Below are 18,387 nucleotides of genomic sequence, written 5' to 3'. Positions count from 1 at the left end.
TTTTAACTTTGGTAATACCTAATTTAAACAATTAATATGACAAAGTGGATGAGGAAGCTGAAGGAGGCTTTAAGGTGGATAAAAGACTTCGTTAACGCTATAATGGATGCACTTAATAAGATTAGGGCTGATGTTGCAAGAAAATTAATCCTAGGCTTGATCATGAAGATGGGAAGTCTAGCTAGTATAGCTGAGACCATGGGTTTCGACTACGAGAACGTGCTAAACAAACTTGATGATCTAGCTAATGTTGACTTGATCCCACTTGTGAAGCTTTTAGTTAAGGATCATCCAGTGCAAGTTGTTGATGATACTTTTGATGAGAAGGCTTATGCTATGCCCGTGTCTAGGAACTTGGCCAAGAAGGCTTACATTCCAGTGATTCAGCTTCTCATAGTTACGGTTAGAGACTTGGTAACGAATGAGGTGTATCTAGTTTATATTGATGCTTATGTTGCTAGGAAGGTTGCTGAAATAGCTAAGGTTATGGGGCAGGATTTGAGTTTTTCCACGAAGATAGATATGACTCTTCAAGTTTTAGAGAGGTTGAGGAGTGAGTTTAATGTTGTGGTTGTTACTTTTGATTCGTGGTATGTGAATGGTAGGACTCCCGGTTATAGTGAGACTTATAGTTGTAATGTTGTGTCTTCCTTGAAGTCCAATGCACGGGTTGTCGGGGGTGGCAATTCCGTGCTTGTTGGGAGGGAGGAGAGTACTACGTCACGTACCTCGGAGTCTAGTTGTAGTTGAGGATTATAAGGGTTATGGTAGGAGGTATTTTTCCTCTACTGACCTTTCTATGTCTTCTGAGGAGATTCTTATTGCTTGGGAGAATAGGTGGGATGTGATTAGGGAGTTGAAGGCTCTTGGTTTGGAGAGGGGATCGTTTAAGTTGTGGAGTAGAAATTTGGGTTATGTTAAGTTGGTTTCACTCGTGTTGAATTTGTTGTTGTCTTTGAGGCTTGGTGAGGGTTTTGGGTGTTGTGAGGCTTACTCGTCTGTTTAAATCTTTTTACTTTTAGGTGGATGATATTAAGAAACTGTTCAGTATAAGGTAAGTTCAGGAAAATGCTAACTATTTATATAATCTTTGTCTTTCATCTTTAGATAGAGATAATAAATGCTAAAATTTTTGCTTATTTGACGATACTTTGTGTATTTCCTTCTACCACAACATACTGTTATTTCACCAGTCAACCCTAATGAGTCTCTCCACTCATCTCTACGGGATAGGCTAGTTAGATTCAAGAGGGCTACAAAGGCTGTTAATAGGAGTATTGAAATGATGAAGTACTCGATAGCGTTAGTACTATGGGAGAGAATGCTTATACCAGAATTTATACCTTCATGACGACACTATGAACTCACTCGAGTTTATAATATACCACAAATCTTATAATTACGTGCACTGACAGTTCTTTTATGATAGTTATTGGATTTCAATGGCCGGTCGAGCATGATCATGCAGTAGCAGTTATTCAGGATGGTAAGCTAATATTTGCTGCTGAAGAAGAAAGATTTACTAGGCATAAGCACTCAGATGGTGAACCTCCTTTACTTTCCTTAGAAGCAGCATTTAAATTTTAAAAAAGAAGGAATAAAGCCAAAGGATGTTGACGCTTATGCAATTAACTGGGACTCCTCACTTTTCTCTGCTAAAGATAAAAGATTACGTGGATATTTAGGAAGTGTTATCGGTAGTTTTTCTCACGGTATTTTAGATTTTGATGAAGGACTTACTTCTTACGCTTTTAGCTTTCTTAAGGGTAATTATATTTCTTTAGCTAAGCAGCTTATTAGAAAGGCTATCCATGATATAGGAGAAGAAGCTCCTTCTGACTTTAAGATTTATCAAGTTAGGCATCATTTAGCTCATGATGCTTTAGCTTATCACTTTTCTGGTTTTAGCTCAGCTACAGTTTTAACTATTGATGGTGCTGGTGAATATGAATCAACAGTTATTTGGAAAGTTAAGGATGGTAATTTTGAACAAGTTCTTTCTATGTACGCTTCCTACGGTAGTTTAGGTTTTCTCTATGAAAAGCTAATGCAAGGTATTAAACTTGGTAGACTTGAAGGACCTGGAAAAGGTATGGGTTTGGCTCCTTATGGTAAAGCTTCACCGTATTATGACAGGCTAAAAGAATTTGTTAAGATAATACCAGAAGGAGACAAACCCTATACAATTTTACTTGATGGAAAAGAAGTTAAGGAGAAGGATCTTATCAAGATTCTTTCCGTTTATTATGATATTTCTGAAAGAATTATTGGTTCTAAGACGTTGGATTGGGATCCTCATGGTGATTTGAATGAGGATGCTGTTAATATTGCCTGGGCTATACAAAGAGTGACAGAAGAGGCTGTTTTGGCTACTGCTAAATGGGCTAAGGATCATACTGGTGAGGATAAGGTTGCATTAGCTGGTGGTGTTGCTTTGAATGCAAAGGCAAACATGGAATTATATTATTCGAGGATTTTCAATGATATGTTTATCTTCCCAGCTGCTAATGATGCTGGTGGTCCTATAGGTGCTGCAGCTTACGTTTATGAACATGAACTAGGAGGAAAGATGAAGAATGAGAGACTTCAACACGTTTACCTAGGACCAGAGTATTCAGATGATGAAATAAAGAAGGTAGTTCAGAAAAGCAAATTCAAGGCTGAGTATATAGGAGACGACGTTAACGTTATTGCTGATTTAGTTGCAAAAGGTCAAATTGTTACTTGGTATCAAGGTAGGGCTGAGTTAGGACCAAGAGCTTTAGGGCATAGGTCAATTTTGGCTGATCCGACTAGGAAGGATTATTGGAGGTTAGTTAATGATATAAAGGGTAGGGAGTGGTGGAGACCATTAGCTCCTTCTCTTCTGCTAGAGGATGTTGGCACGTATTTCAAGGATCCTACTGCTCATGAGTTTATGATTTTAATGTTTCGTTATAAGGATGAAGAAGCATGTAAAAGAGTACCAGTTACTTGTCATGTTGATTTAACTGCTAGGCCACAGACAGTGACTGGTAAGGAAGACAAGAATTGGTATAATGTGATTAAAGCCTTTAAGGATTTGAAGGGTGAAGGGTTAATAATGAATACATCTTTCAACCTTGCTGGTGAGCCTTTAGTTGAGACTCCAGCTGACGCAATTAGAAGTTTTGCTTTAGGCGGATTCGATGCAATGTACTTACAAGGCTGGCTAATAACAAAACGTTAAAGATAATAACCAAGAGCAAATGGAATTCCTTTTGTTAAAAACACTGGTAATAACTCTATTTTCTCTTTCCAACTGACTCCGGGTCTTCTTCTCCTTATAAGGAACTCAAATTCTGTTCCTTTAAGTAATTTTGCATTTTTCCCATACTTATACCATTTTTTGACAAACTGAAAGAATGAGTCATCTTCTACATGATAGACTGCATTTGGAATAAACTTAACGTCTTTTACTCCAGACAAGTAATACACTAGGGAGTCCTCAAAGGCTTGTAAACTTAACAGTTTTTCTGGTATTTTTTTATATGCCTCTAATAACACATCTCTTCTATATACACGAGGTATCACTCCACCCTCTATTGACAGATTTTCTCTGTATTTTCTTTGAGAAATTTCTCTATCGACTTTCATTAGTTTAGCAACTATTCCCTCACCCACAGTTATTTCTCCTAATGCAATTGCCTCAGCATCTGGTAATTTTTGTAATATGCCATTCACAAGGTACATGTCTGAATCTAGGTTTATGATGTATTCTCCAGAAGAGATTTTTGCCCCTTCAATTCTTGCTTTAAGTCTACTCCCCTTAACTTGTAATACTATTGCTCCTAATTCTTTTGCAATTTTATCAGTACCGTCAGTAGAGAATGAGTCAACTACAATTACTTCTGCACCTTGGGATAATGCAGATTTTATTGGTAATTCTACATGTTTTGCTGAATTAAGTGTAGGTATTACTACTGAAAATTTCACGGATATAAAGGAAAAAGTAAGAATAAAAATTTTTACATAGCGAGACTTAACAAGTCTGTTTCAGTCAGACACTTTTGTATTATGATAAACTACTGGTTTTTCAAATCATGAGATTTCATGAATTAACTAGTATGTTTTTAACTTATCCAATGTAACCTCACAAGCACATTTAAAGTTACTTTCTTCCATATACAATCTTTATTTCTTCTCTTTGCAAAGCTGGCACATAATATTTCTTTTTAAAAATAGCTGAATACAAAACTTTAGATTTTCTTTCTGCATCTACAAATGATGGAAAGTGAAGGAGAACGTTTTTGAAAGTGTTAATTAATAAATGGTTCATCTTCATTTCAGTTAATTTAAATCCGTGAGAAACTAAGTAAGAGGTAACTCTTTCTATGTTTTCCTTTCCATGTAATTCTATAGCTATTTCTCTAACAGAGTTTATCCATTCTCCTTTCATAACTTTTCCCTCAGCACCTTCAATATCCATTTTTACAACGGTAAAATTTCTGCCTAATTCATCGATTGTGATTGTGTTAACAGTCAGATTTCCTTCACCAAGTTTACTACCTACACCTTCATCAGAGAGAGTAAGTGTTGTATCCTCATCATATAAAGCCTTATTGATAAGTATCACGTTTTTAAGTTCATTTGCTTCCACATTCTTTTTTAGTAATTCAAATGCCCAAGGCAAAGGTTCAACAGCAACTACTTCTTTAACTTTTCTAGCTATCTTAAGAGTAAAATCCCCAACAAACGCTCCAGCATCTAATACAATATCATCCTTCTTTACGTGAATGTGATCGTATTCACCAACGATAAAAGTAGCATAGTAAACGAATTCGTATCCTTGTGGTATTTCAATCTTAACATTACCGTATTTAAATATCACATTAGTAAAATGAAGAAAGCAATTAAATACTTTTCTTACTCTTTAAGATATTCACCTATGAATTTACAGCGAATAGAATAAACGTTTAGATGATTTTTCTCCTTATTTTTATTTTCTATATGAATGTGCATTCATATCGTATACTCTTTCTTACCTAAAGGTTGAGTATTAACATCATATCTTAAAGGATTTACTCGTCACTCAATGAATATACGTTGATATTCTGTCACACATATCCAGCCCAACTTAAAGGAGAATCAAAATTTGCTAGTTCAGATAGCGAATACTTTCTATACGCTTTCTTAGGACTGAAGTAATATATTGCCAGTTCATTTTCCTCTTGAGTAAGCTTAGCCAACATCTTTACAACTTCATTACTATGAGTTGTTATGAAAGATTGAACATTTTTAGCATCAACAATGTTTTTCAGCACTTCTTTAACATAATTAGGGTGAAGAGAGTCTTCTATTTCATCAACAAGTAGTATGTTAGCATAAGATAAACTTGCTTTAATTAACTCTTTTTTGAGGAATCCTCTACCTATAGAATATACGGGCAATAATTGGTAAAATTGATCATAATCGTCTTTAAGGATTTCGAATTCGCTCTTTCCTCCTCTCTTCTTTGAATAGCTTATTATTCTCTCTGGGTTGTCATAACTATCGAAGTGTACAGAAATGTAAACTGGGAAATAATCTAGTTCCTTAATAGTATTTCTTTGAACTAGACTTGGAATTTGTAAAAATCCAGTCAGTTTACCCCAAGATATTGGAACTTTCTCTACTTCTATCTTTGCTATCAACTTACTTTCATCTACATCATTCAAATATACAGACATTCTAAAGGGATCTTTTCTTTTTATAATGATCTTATCGTCATTAACAGTAATTGTTGAATCGTTAATTGTTGAAAAAGCTGAAAGAGATTCTCCTCTGCTACTAAGCATGTATAAAAGTTGAGAATTAGCCTCAGAAAACGTAATTTTGTTAGATAGAAGAAGTGTTGAAAAGAAGATAGCTTCAAGAAATGAGGTTTTCCCAGTATTATTCTCTCCTATGATCAAGTTAACTCTTCTTACGTCATTATCTTCAAACTTTAATCCTCTAAATCCATCTATTTTGATACTGTGAATCACAAGATAGTCTTACTTTCGTTTTATTTAAACCTTAGTCGTTTTATTCACACACTTACTTTACCTAGATTTTTTCTTGAGATATAATCAATTACTTTTTGCGTTAGCTCTTTTTCAGTATTATTTTTAGCAATTTCCAAGTTTTTACTGAACTATAACGAGTCTTTCACCTCATATCTTTGCAGTCTTTAACTACAACTCCATTATAAGCTCTTTACTTCCTAAACAATTGTTGGCACTCCACTAGCCATCGCTTCTAAAACGGATTTTTCTCATGATATTCAAAGCTTGTAATTCTGAAGAAGGATAGTAACAATAACTCTTTGTTTATCCAAGAACATGAGCATACGCGAATTCTCTAGCTTTCTTCATTCCAGGCCTTGAGAACTTTTCTCTTTATTGCAAATCATATTATTAATCTGATTTCAAATGCTACTGTTAAAGTTACAAAAGGGGATTGAGACCAAGTAGAAATTATAGCATTTAATGAAAATGGGAGAATAATAAGATAAAAAATGAAAACCACTTAAGGATGCTATTTGGTACACTAAGCTTTGAAAAAGATGGAACACGAAGTAACTACACATTTCAAGCTAATGTATACACTCACGCGTGATTTACTGAGAGAATAGCTTATAGCTTGCTGTCATAAAACTCTAAATTTCAAGACCTATTTCTTGGCGATAAAGGTTAGGCTGTAAGTGGGTGGTATACTTATTTTACTAAAGCGTAAACTAAGACTCCATTAACTTTTAGGACAGGGTCACCAATCATATCGCTTATATGTTTTACAACATATTTTGTCTTCAAGTAATAGTTTGTATCTAACAGTCTGTAAGTAGACCATTCTTCTGATAATGTCTTTACTTTGTTTGTAATTTCTTCATGTTTATTTGACCTTTCATATCTTTTCCCTAAATTTCTAAATGCTAATACAGCGTTGAATTCTGTTTATCTTATCATTGTTAACCTCGTAAACGTTTGTTACTATAGTGTATACAAACAGTTTGTAATATCTTTATCGTCAATTTCATAAACGCTTGGCTTAATTTCAAGCAATTCGTAATCAAATTCTCTTTCAATATTGAGTTGTTGCAACTATTCAGCTATCTTATTAAAGCTTAGTACTACTCACGAATATAAGTTGTCTTGATTAGAGAGATATTGAATTTATTCGGTCTTATTTGTTATAATACCATCTTTTACTATTACTTGTAAATCACTAACATCTTTACCAAGAGAAATTAATATATTTAGTAAGGCAACGTATTGAAATCTCTTAGCCTTTGCTATCAATGAGATTCCTTCCTTGATCCCCATTACTTGAAATAATGCATTCAAGAACTTTTCCTTACTCTCTATTGACAAACCGCTAACTCTTTGAGTTTTCCAGTTATATATTGTTTTTCTACTTATTCCACTAATTTTCTCAATTTCTTTTTCCTTTTCTGGAGAGAGATCATTAACCCAAGTCATTATGTTAAGTACGTCGACGTCAGATATAATTGACGCAAGCTGTTTTGTGTAAAACATTTCCAAACTCATATGTAATATATTAAATGAATGTATTAATAACACTAACGTTATGCAAATGGAAACATTATGTCAAGCTCATTTCTTCAGCATAAGTTTTTTACTTATATGGTGTATAGAATACTAATGGTTAAAGTTAAAATAAGCATTTACATTGATAAAGACGTTTGGGAAAGGTTTAAGAAATATGCTTCAAGTAAAGGTACTAGTGCAAGTAGACTCCTTGAAGAAATTTTGTCAGAAGCTTTAAATGACGACATTATTCTGTCAGAATTTGAACCTACAGAGGATAATGAGATTAATTTCCAACCAATTAAATCTATCAAGCTTGTAAGTGATTTAGTTAAGGAAATGAGGTATGAAAGAGAGAAGAGTCTATTACCTTGAAAAAGCGATGTTGTTGGCGATGTATTTTTCAGATTAGACATGTATTCATCGAGAGTGTATATATAATCTCTTTTTCATCTTAACTGAAACTTTCGAGGCAAAGTTTAAATTTCTTAAGGTCAATTTACTCATATGCTTAAGGAAGAGTTTCTTAAATTACTAAAGGAGGATGCTGATTTCAGAAGGCAAGTTGAAGAAATCCTTGGCATTAGTACTCTCGATGACATTAAGGATATGTTAAAAAAGGTTATTGAATCAATTGATAAGCTAAGGGATTCAGTTAATCAGTTAGTTGAGGCTCAGAAGAAGAGTGAGGAAAGACTGGCGAAATTAGAGGAAATTGCGTCTGATCATGAGAAAAGGTTGGCAAAACTAGAGGAATTACATAACGAGAATGAAAAACGTATTAGAGAGTTGATTGAGGCACAGAAGAGGAACGAGGAGAGAATTAATGAGCTAATCGAGGCTCAGAAGAAGACTGAAGAAAGACTAGCAAGACTTGAAGAGGCGATACAAAGTCTTTCAGAAGCTCAAAAGAAGACTGAGGAGAGAATTAGAGAGTTGACTGAGGCTCAGAAAAAGACTGAAGAAAGATTGGCAGCATTTCAAGAGGCTACTGAAAAGAGATTTGAGGAGTTAGAAAAGAGAACTAATGAAAAATTCTTAGAAATTGAGAAAATTTTGAAAGATACAGCAGAACAAATTGCAAAATTAACTGAGACTGTAAGAGAACATGATAAAGCACTTGGTACTATCGGTAGAAGATGGGTCGTGAATATGAAAAAGTTGTGTTGTTCTTCTTCGAAGAGGTTTTGAAGCAAGAGGGGATTGACTATAAGTATATAAATAAGTTTACTTACAAGGATGATAATGGCGTTTATGGTTATAAGGGTAAGAAATATGAAGTTGATATATTTGCAAGAGATCACAAAATCTATTTAATCGAGATTTAAATCTTCTGCAGAAGCAGATGATATAGAGTGGTTTGACTTAAAGACTCGTGTGATAATAGACGCTTTGAAACTACAAGGAGATATTGTTAGGCTCTTTCTTGCTACTACAGTTACTAAAGGGGCTTTAGAAGCATCAAATAGATATGGAATAAAATGGTGATGTGATTAAGGACGAGGAAGAAGACGTTGTAAGCGGGTAAGTGTATCTTGTTCTAAGTATTCAAATTTTACAATTGTAGGATGTTATTATATCTGTAGCATAAGAATGTTGTTCAATTACTACATACTATAACACTCATTTTCCATTAACTTTCTTTTAGTAATATTTTTCCTATACTATGTTGATAGTGAACTGACAAAAGCTTATAAAAAAGTTGATAGTAGAAAATCAAGATGAAATTTTTAAATAAAATGAATCCATGGTGGTTTTACAGTTCTTGGGAGGATAAAGATGAAGATTTAAGTAAATGGGAATCGCAAAAGTATAAGTGGTATCCTAGTTGGATTTCCTTTATTTCGTTAAAGCCTTACAGCCTAAATTTCGTTTATGGTCCAAGGCAAGTTGGTAAGACTACTGGATTAAAAATACTCATAAAATCACTTCTTCAACAGGGTGTTAACCCAGAAAGTGTAGTATATTTTGATTTAGATATTGTAGCTTCATTGCAAGAGTTCAGAAGGATCCTTGAGGGAATTATATCTAGAAAGAGAGGGAGGAGTGAAACTTTCTATGTTTTCCTTGATGAGGTTACATCTGTTAAGGATTGGTGTAGGGTGTTAAAGTTTTTCATAGATCATGGGGAATTCAAAAATGATGTTATTGTTGTTACTGGCTCTTCGTCAATTGGAATTACTAAAGCTCCAGAAAGATTTCCCGGGAGAAAGGGTTTCGGAAAAGAAGTTTTAGTTCTTCCTCTTTCATTTCAAGAGTTTATAAAAGTAAAGGGGTACAAGAGGGAGGACGTTCTTTACGACGAATTTCTTGCTCAAAAACTTTTTACTGAATATAAGGAAAAGGGAGGGTTTCCTAAATCAATAAATGATAATCCAGATGCAAATAAATCCTTAATTGATGGGATAATTTCAGAAATATATAAGCATTCAAGAGATCTAAGGATAATTCAAGATATTATCTCATCTTTAATGGAAAAGATACCTTCAGCTTTATCTTATAATTCAATAGCTAATGATATTGGAGTTTCACATAATACTGTGAGTGAGTACTTAGATTTTCTCTCAGATCTTTTTTTGATAGGAATTGCTTATTGGTATAGTGAAGGAAAGGTTGATAAGAAAAAGGAGAAAAAAGTATTTTTTAGAGACCCATTTATTTTGCATTCTCTCTCTTTGTGGGTAAATAAAAAATTTGATGAGAGTGCATTGCTTGAAAATATTGTGCAAGAACATTTATTTAGAAAATTTGGTGAAGTTTATTATTTTAAGAATAATAGTGAGATTGATGTGATTGCTGGTGAGTATAAAATCGAAATAAAGAAAAGTAGGAGTAGAAGAGGTTATCCTAAAGGAGTTAGAATAATAAGTGAGGAAGAAATACCAAGACTTCTCTTAGAAATTGAAAAGTGAGTATCAAGTGAAAAAAGAAGATTTTTTACATTCAAAATTTTGCTTAAATCATTATATTAAACTTAAATTCATCTTGTTGATCAAGACCGGTTTAGATAAGAGATTTACATTGTTTTACAAGGTTTTATGATAAAACTTATATTCAGTTACTTCGATTTTACCGTGTGCAGAAATTTATCGTTAACATTGGGATTGCCATTGCCTTATTAGCGTTTTCATTCAGTAGAGAATCACCATTAGTCATTCTTTCGGCATTTTTGATTGGAATTGCTCTTTCAACTTTATATGGTGATCAAAGATTTAACTTCTTATACATCTTGCTTGTTTTCCCTTTTGTGTCTTACGGTATTTTTCCTTCTTATATTCTTTACAGTATTGTAGTCTCATCTGTCATTTCTTATTATTTCAAGGAGTTTTCTTATGTTCTTTTACCTCTTGGTCTTGATCTTCTCACGTTTAACATATCTTATTTGGTTGACGCTTTTATCTTCTTAGGCTTGATTATTGTTTATGCTTATTTGAAGTATGATTCAAGGGGTATTATTGCATCTGGTATAATTCTCTTAGTTTTCTCAGCCTTTCTTGACAGTATTAGAGTTCAGTTAGGCAATATTGCTTATTTTGATTTAGTATTTGGTGTTATATCTACTTTAATTCAAAGCTCTTCTTTGAGAATTCCGAGAAAAGTTTATGTACCTGTAGCTTTAGCTTTATATCCATTACTCACCTTTGCCTTACCATTACCCTCTTCATATTATTGGTGGAATCCATCATCATTTCTCTATAAAGATTTTCTTTATCTTTATATTATAGGTTATGGTTATAATCTTAGATTAGATCAAGCTGGGTTATATTTTATTTCAAGCATGCTTATAGATAAATTTGGTCAAATTTTAGGTTTGCATATTTTGATCTTTCTCCTTTATTATATCTCTGGTTTGTCTGCTTATCTCTTTTTTGAGAAAAATAAGCTTTTGCTTTCTTTTGTTTATTCCTTGTTAACTCCAATACAATTGCCAGAAATAGCAATAACTTATTCTCTTTTTCCACTTGCGTTAGTAATAGCTTCAAAACTTGACTGGAAAAGATACTTGGCTTTTTCAGTTATTACTTTTCTCTCAACTTTAGTTTTTCCTTTTGCTTTTACAATTACTTCCGTTTTTCTTAAAAAGAGAAGAGAATATATCATTTTCTCATTTTTTCTTTCATTATTTTGGTTAATTCCTTATGCTCTTATTCATTTTCCTAATTACTCGTTGTATTTCCCTCAGATTGTGATTTATGTTCTTCTAGTAGTGGCTGGTGTTTTCTCATTTTTTGCAAACAGAAACTATTTATCTATTGGAGTAATTTTAGGGCTTATTTATGTGGCTCTTCAATTACCTTATTCCTTTATTCTCTATCCGTTTCTGATTATTGGTTTATTAAGTGTGGAAAGAAAGTATGTTTTGCCAGTTCTCTTAATAACTCTTATAGTTGCTGAAGGTTTAGTCTTAGCCCCAACTTTGACCTTCTCTGGTATTCCGAAAAATGTCAGTAATGTTGTAACTACACTAGAGAAAGATGGTTTTGGTTTGGTTTATTGGAAAGGTAGTTATTCATTATTATCCCCTTATCCTATAACTAACAGTACAGCGTTCGCAAAGTATGAAGTAAGTAGTAAGTTTATCGTAACGTTAAATCCAGAGTTTGAAACTCAACCTTATCCTATCATTTTAAAAGTTAACGAGAGTATAATTGAACCACCAAAGGTAATCAACTTTACGAATTCTATTGTTGAAGTAAGGAATAATAGTATATATTGGAAAATTCCTACTCCAATGTCAAATTCTGAAATTGAAATATTTCTTCATGTACCAGAAAAAATTGGTTATTTAGATTTAAATAATAATTTGACAAATCTAGAGTTCTTTTATGTTGTTGTTTATACTACTTCTGGTGTAAAAGAATATAAGCAAACTTCTGTAATACCAATACATGCTACAGTGGAATATATTGATTTATACTATTACGCAACTAAACCTTTGATAATTAACCTTACCCCTATAATTAACGAGAGTGGTAAGTTTATACCAATGTTAAAGAAATTAATCCCATTTGAATATAAAGAGTATCAGAGAGGGAGTAACTCTTTCTTAGTATATTTAAAAGCTAATGATGTAATTAATGTTACTACAATTAAAGGGTATGAATTTTCTATTAACTCATCTAAGTTCGTAACTTATTCTATTCTTAAACCAGGGTACTACGAAATTTACGTAAAGCCGACGATTTCAGTGAAATATAACGTCGGAATATATCTTTCTGTTATATTTTTCTTTATCTTTTTAATTTATGTTATATTTAAAGAGAAATTGGTGAGGGTATATGAGAAGCTTATCATTAAGATACATTCTTCCACCGGTCATTCTTAGTATATTGGTAAATTTCATGTGGTATAGGGGTTTGCCTATTTACGCTGGTGATCAAGGTATTTTATTGGCTAATGGTGTTAACGTAAATTATCTTATTCAAGGGGTTTTAACGGCTTACACAAATTATCCATATGGTTTTGTTCCAGTGGTTCCATCTACTGCATGGGTGAACTTAATCTTTGTTCCTTTTTCCTTTCTAGGTAATTTGGGAGAAGAAGTGTTATCTACCATACTGACAATTATAGGTTCTGTCTTTTTATTTAAATTAGCTTTAAGATATTATTCTTATCTTTCCTCTCTTCTATCTTTAATAATTTACTTAACTAACTGGTATATTTATGAGGGATTTATTGAAGCACCTTACATATTTTGGAGTCAAACTATTATTTATTTTCTCTTACCGTTACTAACCTATTATTTAATGTTATACGGTGAGAATGAGATATCAAATAAGGTAGGTTTTCCAATAGTTACTGTAATCATTACTTATTTATTAGCCTCATCTGGAGAGATTTTCCCCATTGCTTGGTTAGGTTTTACATTACTTACTATTTACTTTCTAAGGAAAAGGATATTTCACGCTATCTTAATAATTCTGTTTTACACAGTTTCGCAACTTTACTGGGTTTTACCATATGCATCTGTTCAAATTCCTCACTTTTCTAATATTACAAATTCATCATTAGCTGAAATAATTCATGAATCCTCAACTCCATTAATAGAATCTTTTTCTTCCCTTATGCCTAGTGTTACTCCTATTTCTTACAATTTGTTGTTTATCGTCTTAGTTTCTTTTATCGTCTTACTTTCTTTTATCTTTGCTAAAAACAAAGATTTGAAATTCTTTTCCCTTCTACTAATCATAATTGTTGGATTTGATTCTGTAATTTATACGCCATTTTATCCTCTTGTAAAGGAAGCTGTTTTAACTAACGGTTTCTTTGCAGTGTTAAGGACTACACAATTCGCAACTGAGACTTTTGCTGGCTTATTTCTCTCTCTCCTAATACCATCTGTTATTCCAAACAAATATAGAAGGGAAGTATTTGCTTTGCTTTTGTTAATTTTTATCATCTTTAATTTCCCCGTGGCTAGCGGTTCGCTTTCTGAAAGAATATCTGTTCCTAATTATTACCTTGAATTGATTCAGTATTTGAATTCTCAACAAGGAGATTTCACTATTGCTGTTTTCCCTACAGTTTGTTATGGGTGGTATTCCACATCTTGGTATTATGGAAATAACATTTATCTTTACTATTCAAAACATCCAGTAATAGTTGGAGGTATTTATTCTGGTTATTATTTCTATTCTGATTACTATAAATTAAATTATTTACTTTACTTTATTAACTTATCTGATCCAGCATTTAAAGGCTCAATTGTGGTTATAACAAATATACTTTATTTATTAAACGTAAAATATATTGTAATAGAAGGTGATGCAGGGACTAATATCTCTTTCATTAGAATACTTTATTTGCCTATAAAACCTTACATAACAAATCTAAATCTGTTAGGAGAAAAGTATCATTTATTCCAATTCGTTAAGGCTTTTGGTCCTTTGTATTTATATAAGGTTAACTTAAACTCCTCTTATGTTTTTTATACAAACGTTGATAATATCTCAATAACTTCTATGAATTTAACTCAAGTGTTAAAGCCTGCTGAATATAAGTGGATTTCAAACACTGAAATTCAAGTTTCACCTTCAAGTTATAAATATGTATTCTTAACTTTTGCTTATTCTCCATTTTGGAGATCTAATTTTGGCGAACCAAAAAACGTATCGAACTTTAACCTTTATTATACTGGAGGAAAAGGAATTGTTATTTATGATACATTGCAAGGCAAATTAATGGTGGATGATGCATATGCTTTAGTTTCAATTTTAATGCCAATAGGAATAGGATTTGTTTTAGATAAGGTTCAGAGAAGATTAGCTTTGATAGGAATAAAACTGAGGAAGCTACAATGGATTAAAAAGTAGTAATCACGAATGCATCCATAACGTTCAGTAATAAATCTTTCTGCCAAAAATTTTGCGTACTTATATAAGTATCATTAAGATATAAATTATTTTTAGAATATTTTTGCAACCTAGTTAAAATCTTTTTCTTTCAATCTTCATAAATACTAATTGACGACATTATTAACGTATTCTAATCAACTACACTAAACTAAAATAAATATATCTCTTGTTCTAAGTTTATCAAGTGAATATTGTTTTAAGGATTCTTTGGAAAGGTGGGGTTACTAGAGTTGCTTTGGAAGAGGCTAAACTTATTCCAGCAAAGCTTATTGTTTATAGAAGGGAAAAGACAAATTATGACCTTTCTAACGTGGATCTTCAAGTACTATTTGAAGGTAAGCCTAAATGGATTTATACTTTTCTAACTTCTATCTATGCTAAACAAAGAGGGAGTGAGGCAACTGTAGATCTTGATAGGATAATTAATGCTAAGGATTTGATTAAAGGACCTTCTCTTTTTCATGATCAATTTGCCGGATTAACTGGGTATTTGAGGAAAAAGTCTTATGGAGAGGATTATGCTGTTTACATTCATGAGACTTCTTTAGATAATCAAGGAGTAAAGTGGACTTTTCCCAAGATGCTAGAGAAAAAGATTTTAAAAGAGAGTAAAATAATCATAACAAATAGTTACTGGAACAAGAAAATTATGGAAGAACATGGTTTTTCATCTGAGGTTGTTTATCCAGGATGTTATCCTAAAGATAAAATAAACGTTGAAAGGGAAAACATTGTTTTAACAGTTTCTCTTTGGGATAAGGGAAGGAAGCCAGAAATTTATGGTGAGATTGCGAAAAGGATTAAAGGTAAAATAATTATGGCTGGTTCATGGGTTGATGATACTCTGATGAATGAGTTCAAGAGAAAATATCCAGAAGTCATGGTTACTGGTCCTTTGCCAGAGGGGGATTTGCAAAAGCTTTACGATAGGGCTTCTGTTTTTATAAGGTTTGGTTATCATGAAAAGGGTCCTGGCTTAGGAGTTTTGGAAGCAATGGCAAGTGGAATGCCTGTTATTGTTAATGATGGCTTAGGGAGTAAGGAGTTAATTAAGGATAATGGTTTTGTTGTTAAAGATTGGACTGAAGCGGTTGACAAAATAAATGAGATCCTTAATGACGATAACTTAAGGAGGGAGTTTAGTAAAAACTCTTGGGAAATAGCTAAGTCTCTTCATTGGAAAAATCATGCAGAAAAGGTTAAGGAGTTAATGAGTAAATTGGAATAAACATATTCCGCGTTCGATCTAATTTAAATTACAAGAGTAGACAGTCCCTTTTTTATAGCGACAGAATGTACACTTATGAAAATTTTATAGAGATGGACATTTATGGTTGTTATTTTGGATTATATGCAACGTGATCAACAGCATTTAGGAGTAAACATAGCCTGGTCGATAGGACTCAATTAAATCGCGTTTAAAAACATCTGTTCTCAATTCCCTATCCTAAAGAAGTGTTGAAGGAAAGGTCAAAAATCTTTTGAACAAAACTAAAAAATTTGAGTTTATTTAAGTGTTTGTAATAAACGTTCTCTGATTCTTTTCCAATAATTACCTGATTTGAATGCATCACCTTCAATTATTTTAGCATTATTATGCTTTCTAGTTACTTTTTCAGAGACCAGAGGTTTTCATCACTTTATCTTTTCAATATTACAACAGCAGCTATAATTATTACTACTACGATAACAATAGCTATTATTGGTGTTAGATATGAAGTCGATGTCGAAGTAGAGGAAGGAGGTGTTGACGAGGTAGGAGGAGATGTTGGTATAGTTGAGGAGGTGCTAGGTATTACAGAAGATGTTGAACTTGTAGTGGTTGTAGAAGTAGTGGTCGAGGTGGTTGTTGTAGATGATGTAGTACTAGATGTAGTGGTTGTAGAGCTTATTGTTGTTGTGCTAGTTGTTGTCGTTGGTACGGTTTGTTGATAAACCACATAGTAAGTTGATGTTGGGTCAGCAAAAATTGTCAAGTTACTCCCTACCATGAAGTAATCTTCAGAATTTATTGGTTGCATATTTGCATTTAATACAGCAATAACTACTCCATGTACACTTACATTGAAGACTGTGTAATTACCAACATATAAAACGTAAATTACCTCAGCATAATGCAGTGTTGAATTGTAATTTACAGTTACATTGTTTTCCTCAACAACTTGTCCTACTGAAACGTTGTATATGCTATTGTTGTTAAATAAAACTAGGTAAGAGTTAAGTGTTGAATTTCCTATTAACATAAGTTTTCCTTGGTAAACCTCGTGAGTAAACATTATATGCTCAGTACTTACTATACTTCCATTTTGTGTTACTCCAACAAAAACTTCTAATCCGTGAATGAAAACTTGTTTGACTGTAACTAATTGAGAGGGCTTAGTGTAAATTTCTAATGCAAATAGTGAGTAAAATGGAGATATTGTAGCATAACCGCTCATTTCAGATGTCATAAATGAATTTCTTACTGTCACGTTAGCATAGCCATTTGCATATAAATCTATAATACCACCTACTTTACTTCCGTTAATCCCATAACCTACAGCTATATAACCAGAAACGTTAACGTTAGCCTTAAACATGTGATAAAATTGATACATCTCATTAAGGAAAGTTAGGTTTACTAGAACGCTGGTGAAGAATAACGATTCAACACTACCGCCCCACATTATTGCAGGAGTTTGAGTTGAGTATATATCAAGTACTGTGTTATTATATTTTTCTATCATCTTTGCTGTTTCATTACTTACGTGTAATGACGTCTTGAAACCCATGTATCTGTGAGGTAAAGCTAAAGAATATGATAGTGAAGATGAAGATGATGAATATATGTTTATTACATTCTCTATCTCGTAGAGATTTATTGACTCGTAAATGACATTACTGTAGTTCTCTTCTACTGGAATTGTTAAGTTATATAAAGCTGAACCGTTAGCAAATTGTAAGATTAAATCTCCGGTTCCGTTAATAAACCCATAACCCTTTATAGTTTCACCTGGTGTGTAAATTCCTGCCCAAATTACTGTAGCAAATTTTCCACTAACGCTTATCACTCTTACTAAATTTGGAATTTGTGATGTAACTTGAATTTCAACACCGTTTGTAACATCAACTTCAATATTTCCGCTGAATGTATTGAGGGAAGAGAATGTTATTAGCCAAGTGTTTATACCCTCACTGTATGTTATTGTAGTTGGTAAATAGTTTGAGTACTCCACAGTGTAGTTACTCACATTAAGTATTCCTAAAATAAAACTTTGAGATTGTGAAGTTAAAAATCCGTGATGAGTCATATTTAGATATAAACCAACATAAGTAGTGTTAAAGTTTGAAAAAACAAAGGTTTCACTTGAAGGTGCTTGAGATGAAGTTGTTGGAATAATTAGGAATGGTAAAAGTAAGATTGCTAATATGATTAGACTTTTTTTCATAGGGTAGAGTAGGGGGAGAATATTATAAAGTTTTTGAAAGGGAGAAAAAATTGCCATTTTTCAATTTCTAAGTTTGAA

The 18,387-nt window shown here is 32.7% G+C and carries 14 protein-coding genes and 2 pseudogenes; 11 read left to right on the top strand and 5 right to left on the bottom strand.

The features are described 5' to 3' along the window. Positions 1–36: 36 nt before the first annotated feature. The 4 genes and pseudogenes from ACAM25_RS00690 (at position 37) to ACAM25_RS00675 (ending at position 3,208) form a co-directional block, all read left to right on the top strand. Positions 37–1,022, top strand: a pseudogene (locus ACAM25_RS00690) (ISNCY family transposase). Between the two features lie 131 nt (positions 1,023–1,153). Further along, positions 1,154–1,351 (top strand): annotated as a pseudogene (locus tag ACAM25_RS00685) (IS1 family transposase); the annotation flags it as partial. Positions 1,352–1,422: 71 nt separating this feature from the next. Beyond that, positions 1,423–1,587, top strand: coding sequence for a carbamoyltransferase N-terminal domain-containing protein (locus ACAM25_RS00680; protein WP_369610438.1), 165 nt, complete (start codon positions 1,423–1,425; stop codon positions 1,585–1,587). A 10-nt stretch (positions 1,588–1,597) separates the two neighbouring features. Beyond that, positions 1,598–3,208 carry a carbamoyltransferase C-terminal domain-containing protein gene (locus ACAM25_RS00675; protein ID WP_369611703.1) on the top strand — a complete coding sequence of 537 codons (1,611 nt, stop codon included), beginning with the start codon at positions 1,598–1,600 and terminating at the stop codon, positions 3,206–3,208. Here ACAM25_RS00675 and ACAM25_RS00670 read toward each other — a convergent pair. The 4 genes from ACAM25_RS00670 to ACAM25_RS00655 all read right to left on the bottom strand — a co-directional run bounded on the left by ACAM25_RS00670 (position 3,205) and on the right by ACAM25_RS00655 (position 7,526). After that, entirely contained in the window at positions 3,205–3,954 is a 750-nt protein-coding gene (locus ACAM25_RS00670) for a glycosyltransferase family 2 protein (RefSeq protein ID WP_369610437.1), read from the bottom strand. The two genes, ACAM25_RS00675 and ACAM25_RS00670, sit on opposite strands and share 4 nt — an antisense overlap. A gap of 175 nt (positions 3,955–4,129) precedes the next feature. Beyond that, entirely contained in the window at positions 4,130–4,849 is a 720-nt protein-coding gene (locus ACAM25_RS00665; protein ID WP_369610436.1) for an FkbM family methyltransferase, read from the bottom strand. Between the two features lie 226 nt (positions 4,850–5,075). Then, the gene (locus ACAM25_RS00660; RefSeq protein WP_369610435.1) at positions 5,076–5,984 is read right to left on the bottom strand and encodes an ATP/GTP-binding protein; all 909 of its coding nucleotides are present in this window, start codon (positions 5,982–5,984) and stop codon (positions 5,076–5,078) included. A 1,167-nt stretch (positions 5,985–7,151) separates the two neighbouring features. After that, positions 7,152–7,526: a hypothetical protein gene (locus ACAM25_RS00655; RefSeq protein ID WP_369610434.1), complete on the bottom strand. Its 375-nt coding sequence runs from the start codon at positions 7,524–7,526 to the stop codon at positions 7,152–7,154. A 114-nt stretch (positions 7,527–7,640) separates the two neighbouring features. Here ACAM25_RS00655 and ACAM25_RS00650 point away from each other — a divergent pair, with 114 nt between their 5' ends. From ACAM25_RS00650 to ACAM25_RS00620, 7 genes are all read left to right on the top strand, one after another. Further along, on the top strand, positions 7,641–7,901 hold the full coding sequence (locus tag ACAM25_RS00650; RefSeq protein WP_369610433.1) for a DUF6364 family protein: 261 nt from the start codon (positions 7,641–7,643) through the stop codon (positions 7,899–7,901). A gap of 132 nt (positions 7,902–8,033) precedes the next feature. Next, on the top strand, positions 8,034–8,717 hold the full coding sequence (locus ACAM25_RS00645) for a hypothetical protein (RefSeq protein ID WP_369610432.1): 684 nt from the start codon (positions 8,034–8,036) through the stop codon (positions 8,715–8,717). After that, positions 8,714–8,854 carry a hypothetical protein gene (locus ACAM25_RS00640; RefSeq protein WP_369610431.1) on the top strand — a complete coding sequence of 47 codons (141 nt, stop codon included), beginning with the start codon at positions 8,714–8,716 and terminating at the stop codon, positions 8,852–8,854. Before ACAM25_RS00645 ends, ACAM25_RS00640 begins: the two co-directional genes overlap by 4 nt. Before the next feature lie 393 nt (positions 8,855–9,247). Then, positions 9,248–10,438 (top strand): ATP-binding protein, encoded by a 1,191-nt coding sequence (locus tag ACAM25_RS00635; protein ID WP_369610430.1) that lies wholly within the window; start codon positions 9,248–9,250, stop codon positions 10,436–10,438. Positions 10,439–10,602: 164 nt separating this feature from the next. Then, positions 10,603–12,852, top strand: a complete 2,250-nt coding sequence (locus ACAM25_RS00630) for a hypothetical protein (RefSeq protein ID WP_369610429.1) — start codon at positions 10,603–10,605, stop codon at positions 12,850–12,852. Next, complete coding sequence (locus ACAM25_RS00625) at positions 12,806–14,839, top strand: hypothetical protein (RefSeq protein ID WP_369610428.1); 2,034 nt, start codon at positions 12,806–12,808, stop codon at positions 14,837–14,839. Before ACAM25_RS00630 ends, ACAM25_RS00625 begins: the two co-directional genes overlap by 47 nt. Before the next feature lie 226 nt (positions 14,840–15,065). Further along, positions 15,066–16,109, top strand: coding sequence for a glycosyltransferase family 4 protein (locus ACAM25_RS00620; RefSeq protein ID WP_369610427.1), 1,044 nt, complete (start codon positions 15,066–15,068; stop codon positions 16,107–16,109). A gap of 412 nt (positions 16,110–16,521) precedes the next feature. Here ACAM25_RS00620 and ACAM25_RS00615 read toward each other — a convergent pair whose 3' ends face one another. Beyond that, complete coding sequence (locus ACAM25_RS00615) at positions 16,522–18,309, bottom strand: hypothetical protein (protein WP_369610426.1); 1,788 nt, start codon at positions 18,307–18,309, stop codon at positions 16,522–16,524. Positions 18,310–18,387 lie beyond the last annotated feature (78 nt).

The sequence above is a fragment of the Sulfurisphaera javensis genome (assembly GCF_041154675.1).
Lineage (GTDB): Archaea > Thermoproteota > Thermoprotei_A > Sulfolobales > Sulfolobaceae > Sulfurisphaera > Sulfurisphaera javensis.
The sequence above is the reverse complement of the archived record's forward strand: the minus strand, read 5'-3'. Positions and strand labels throughout refer to the sequence as shown.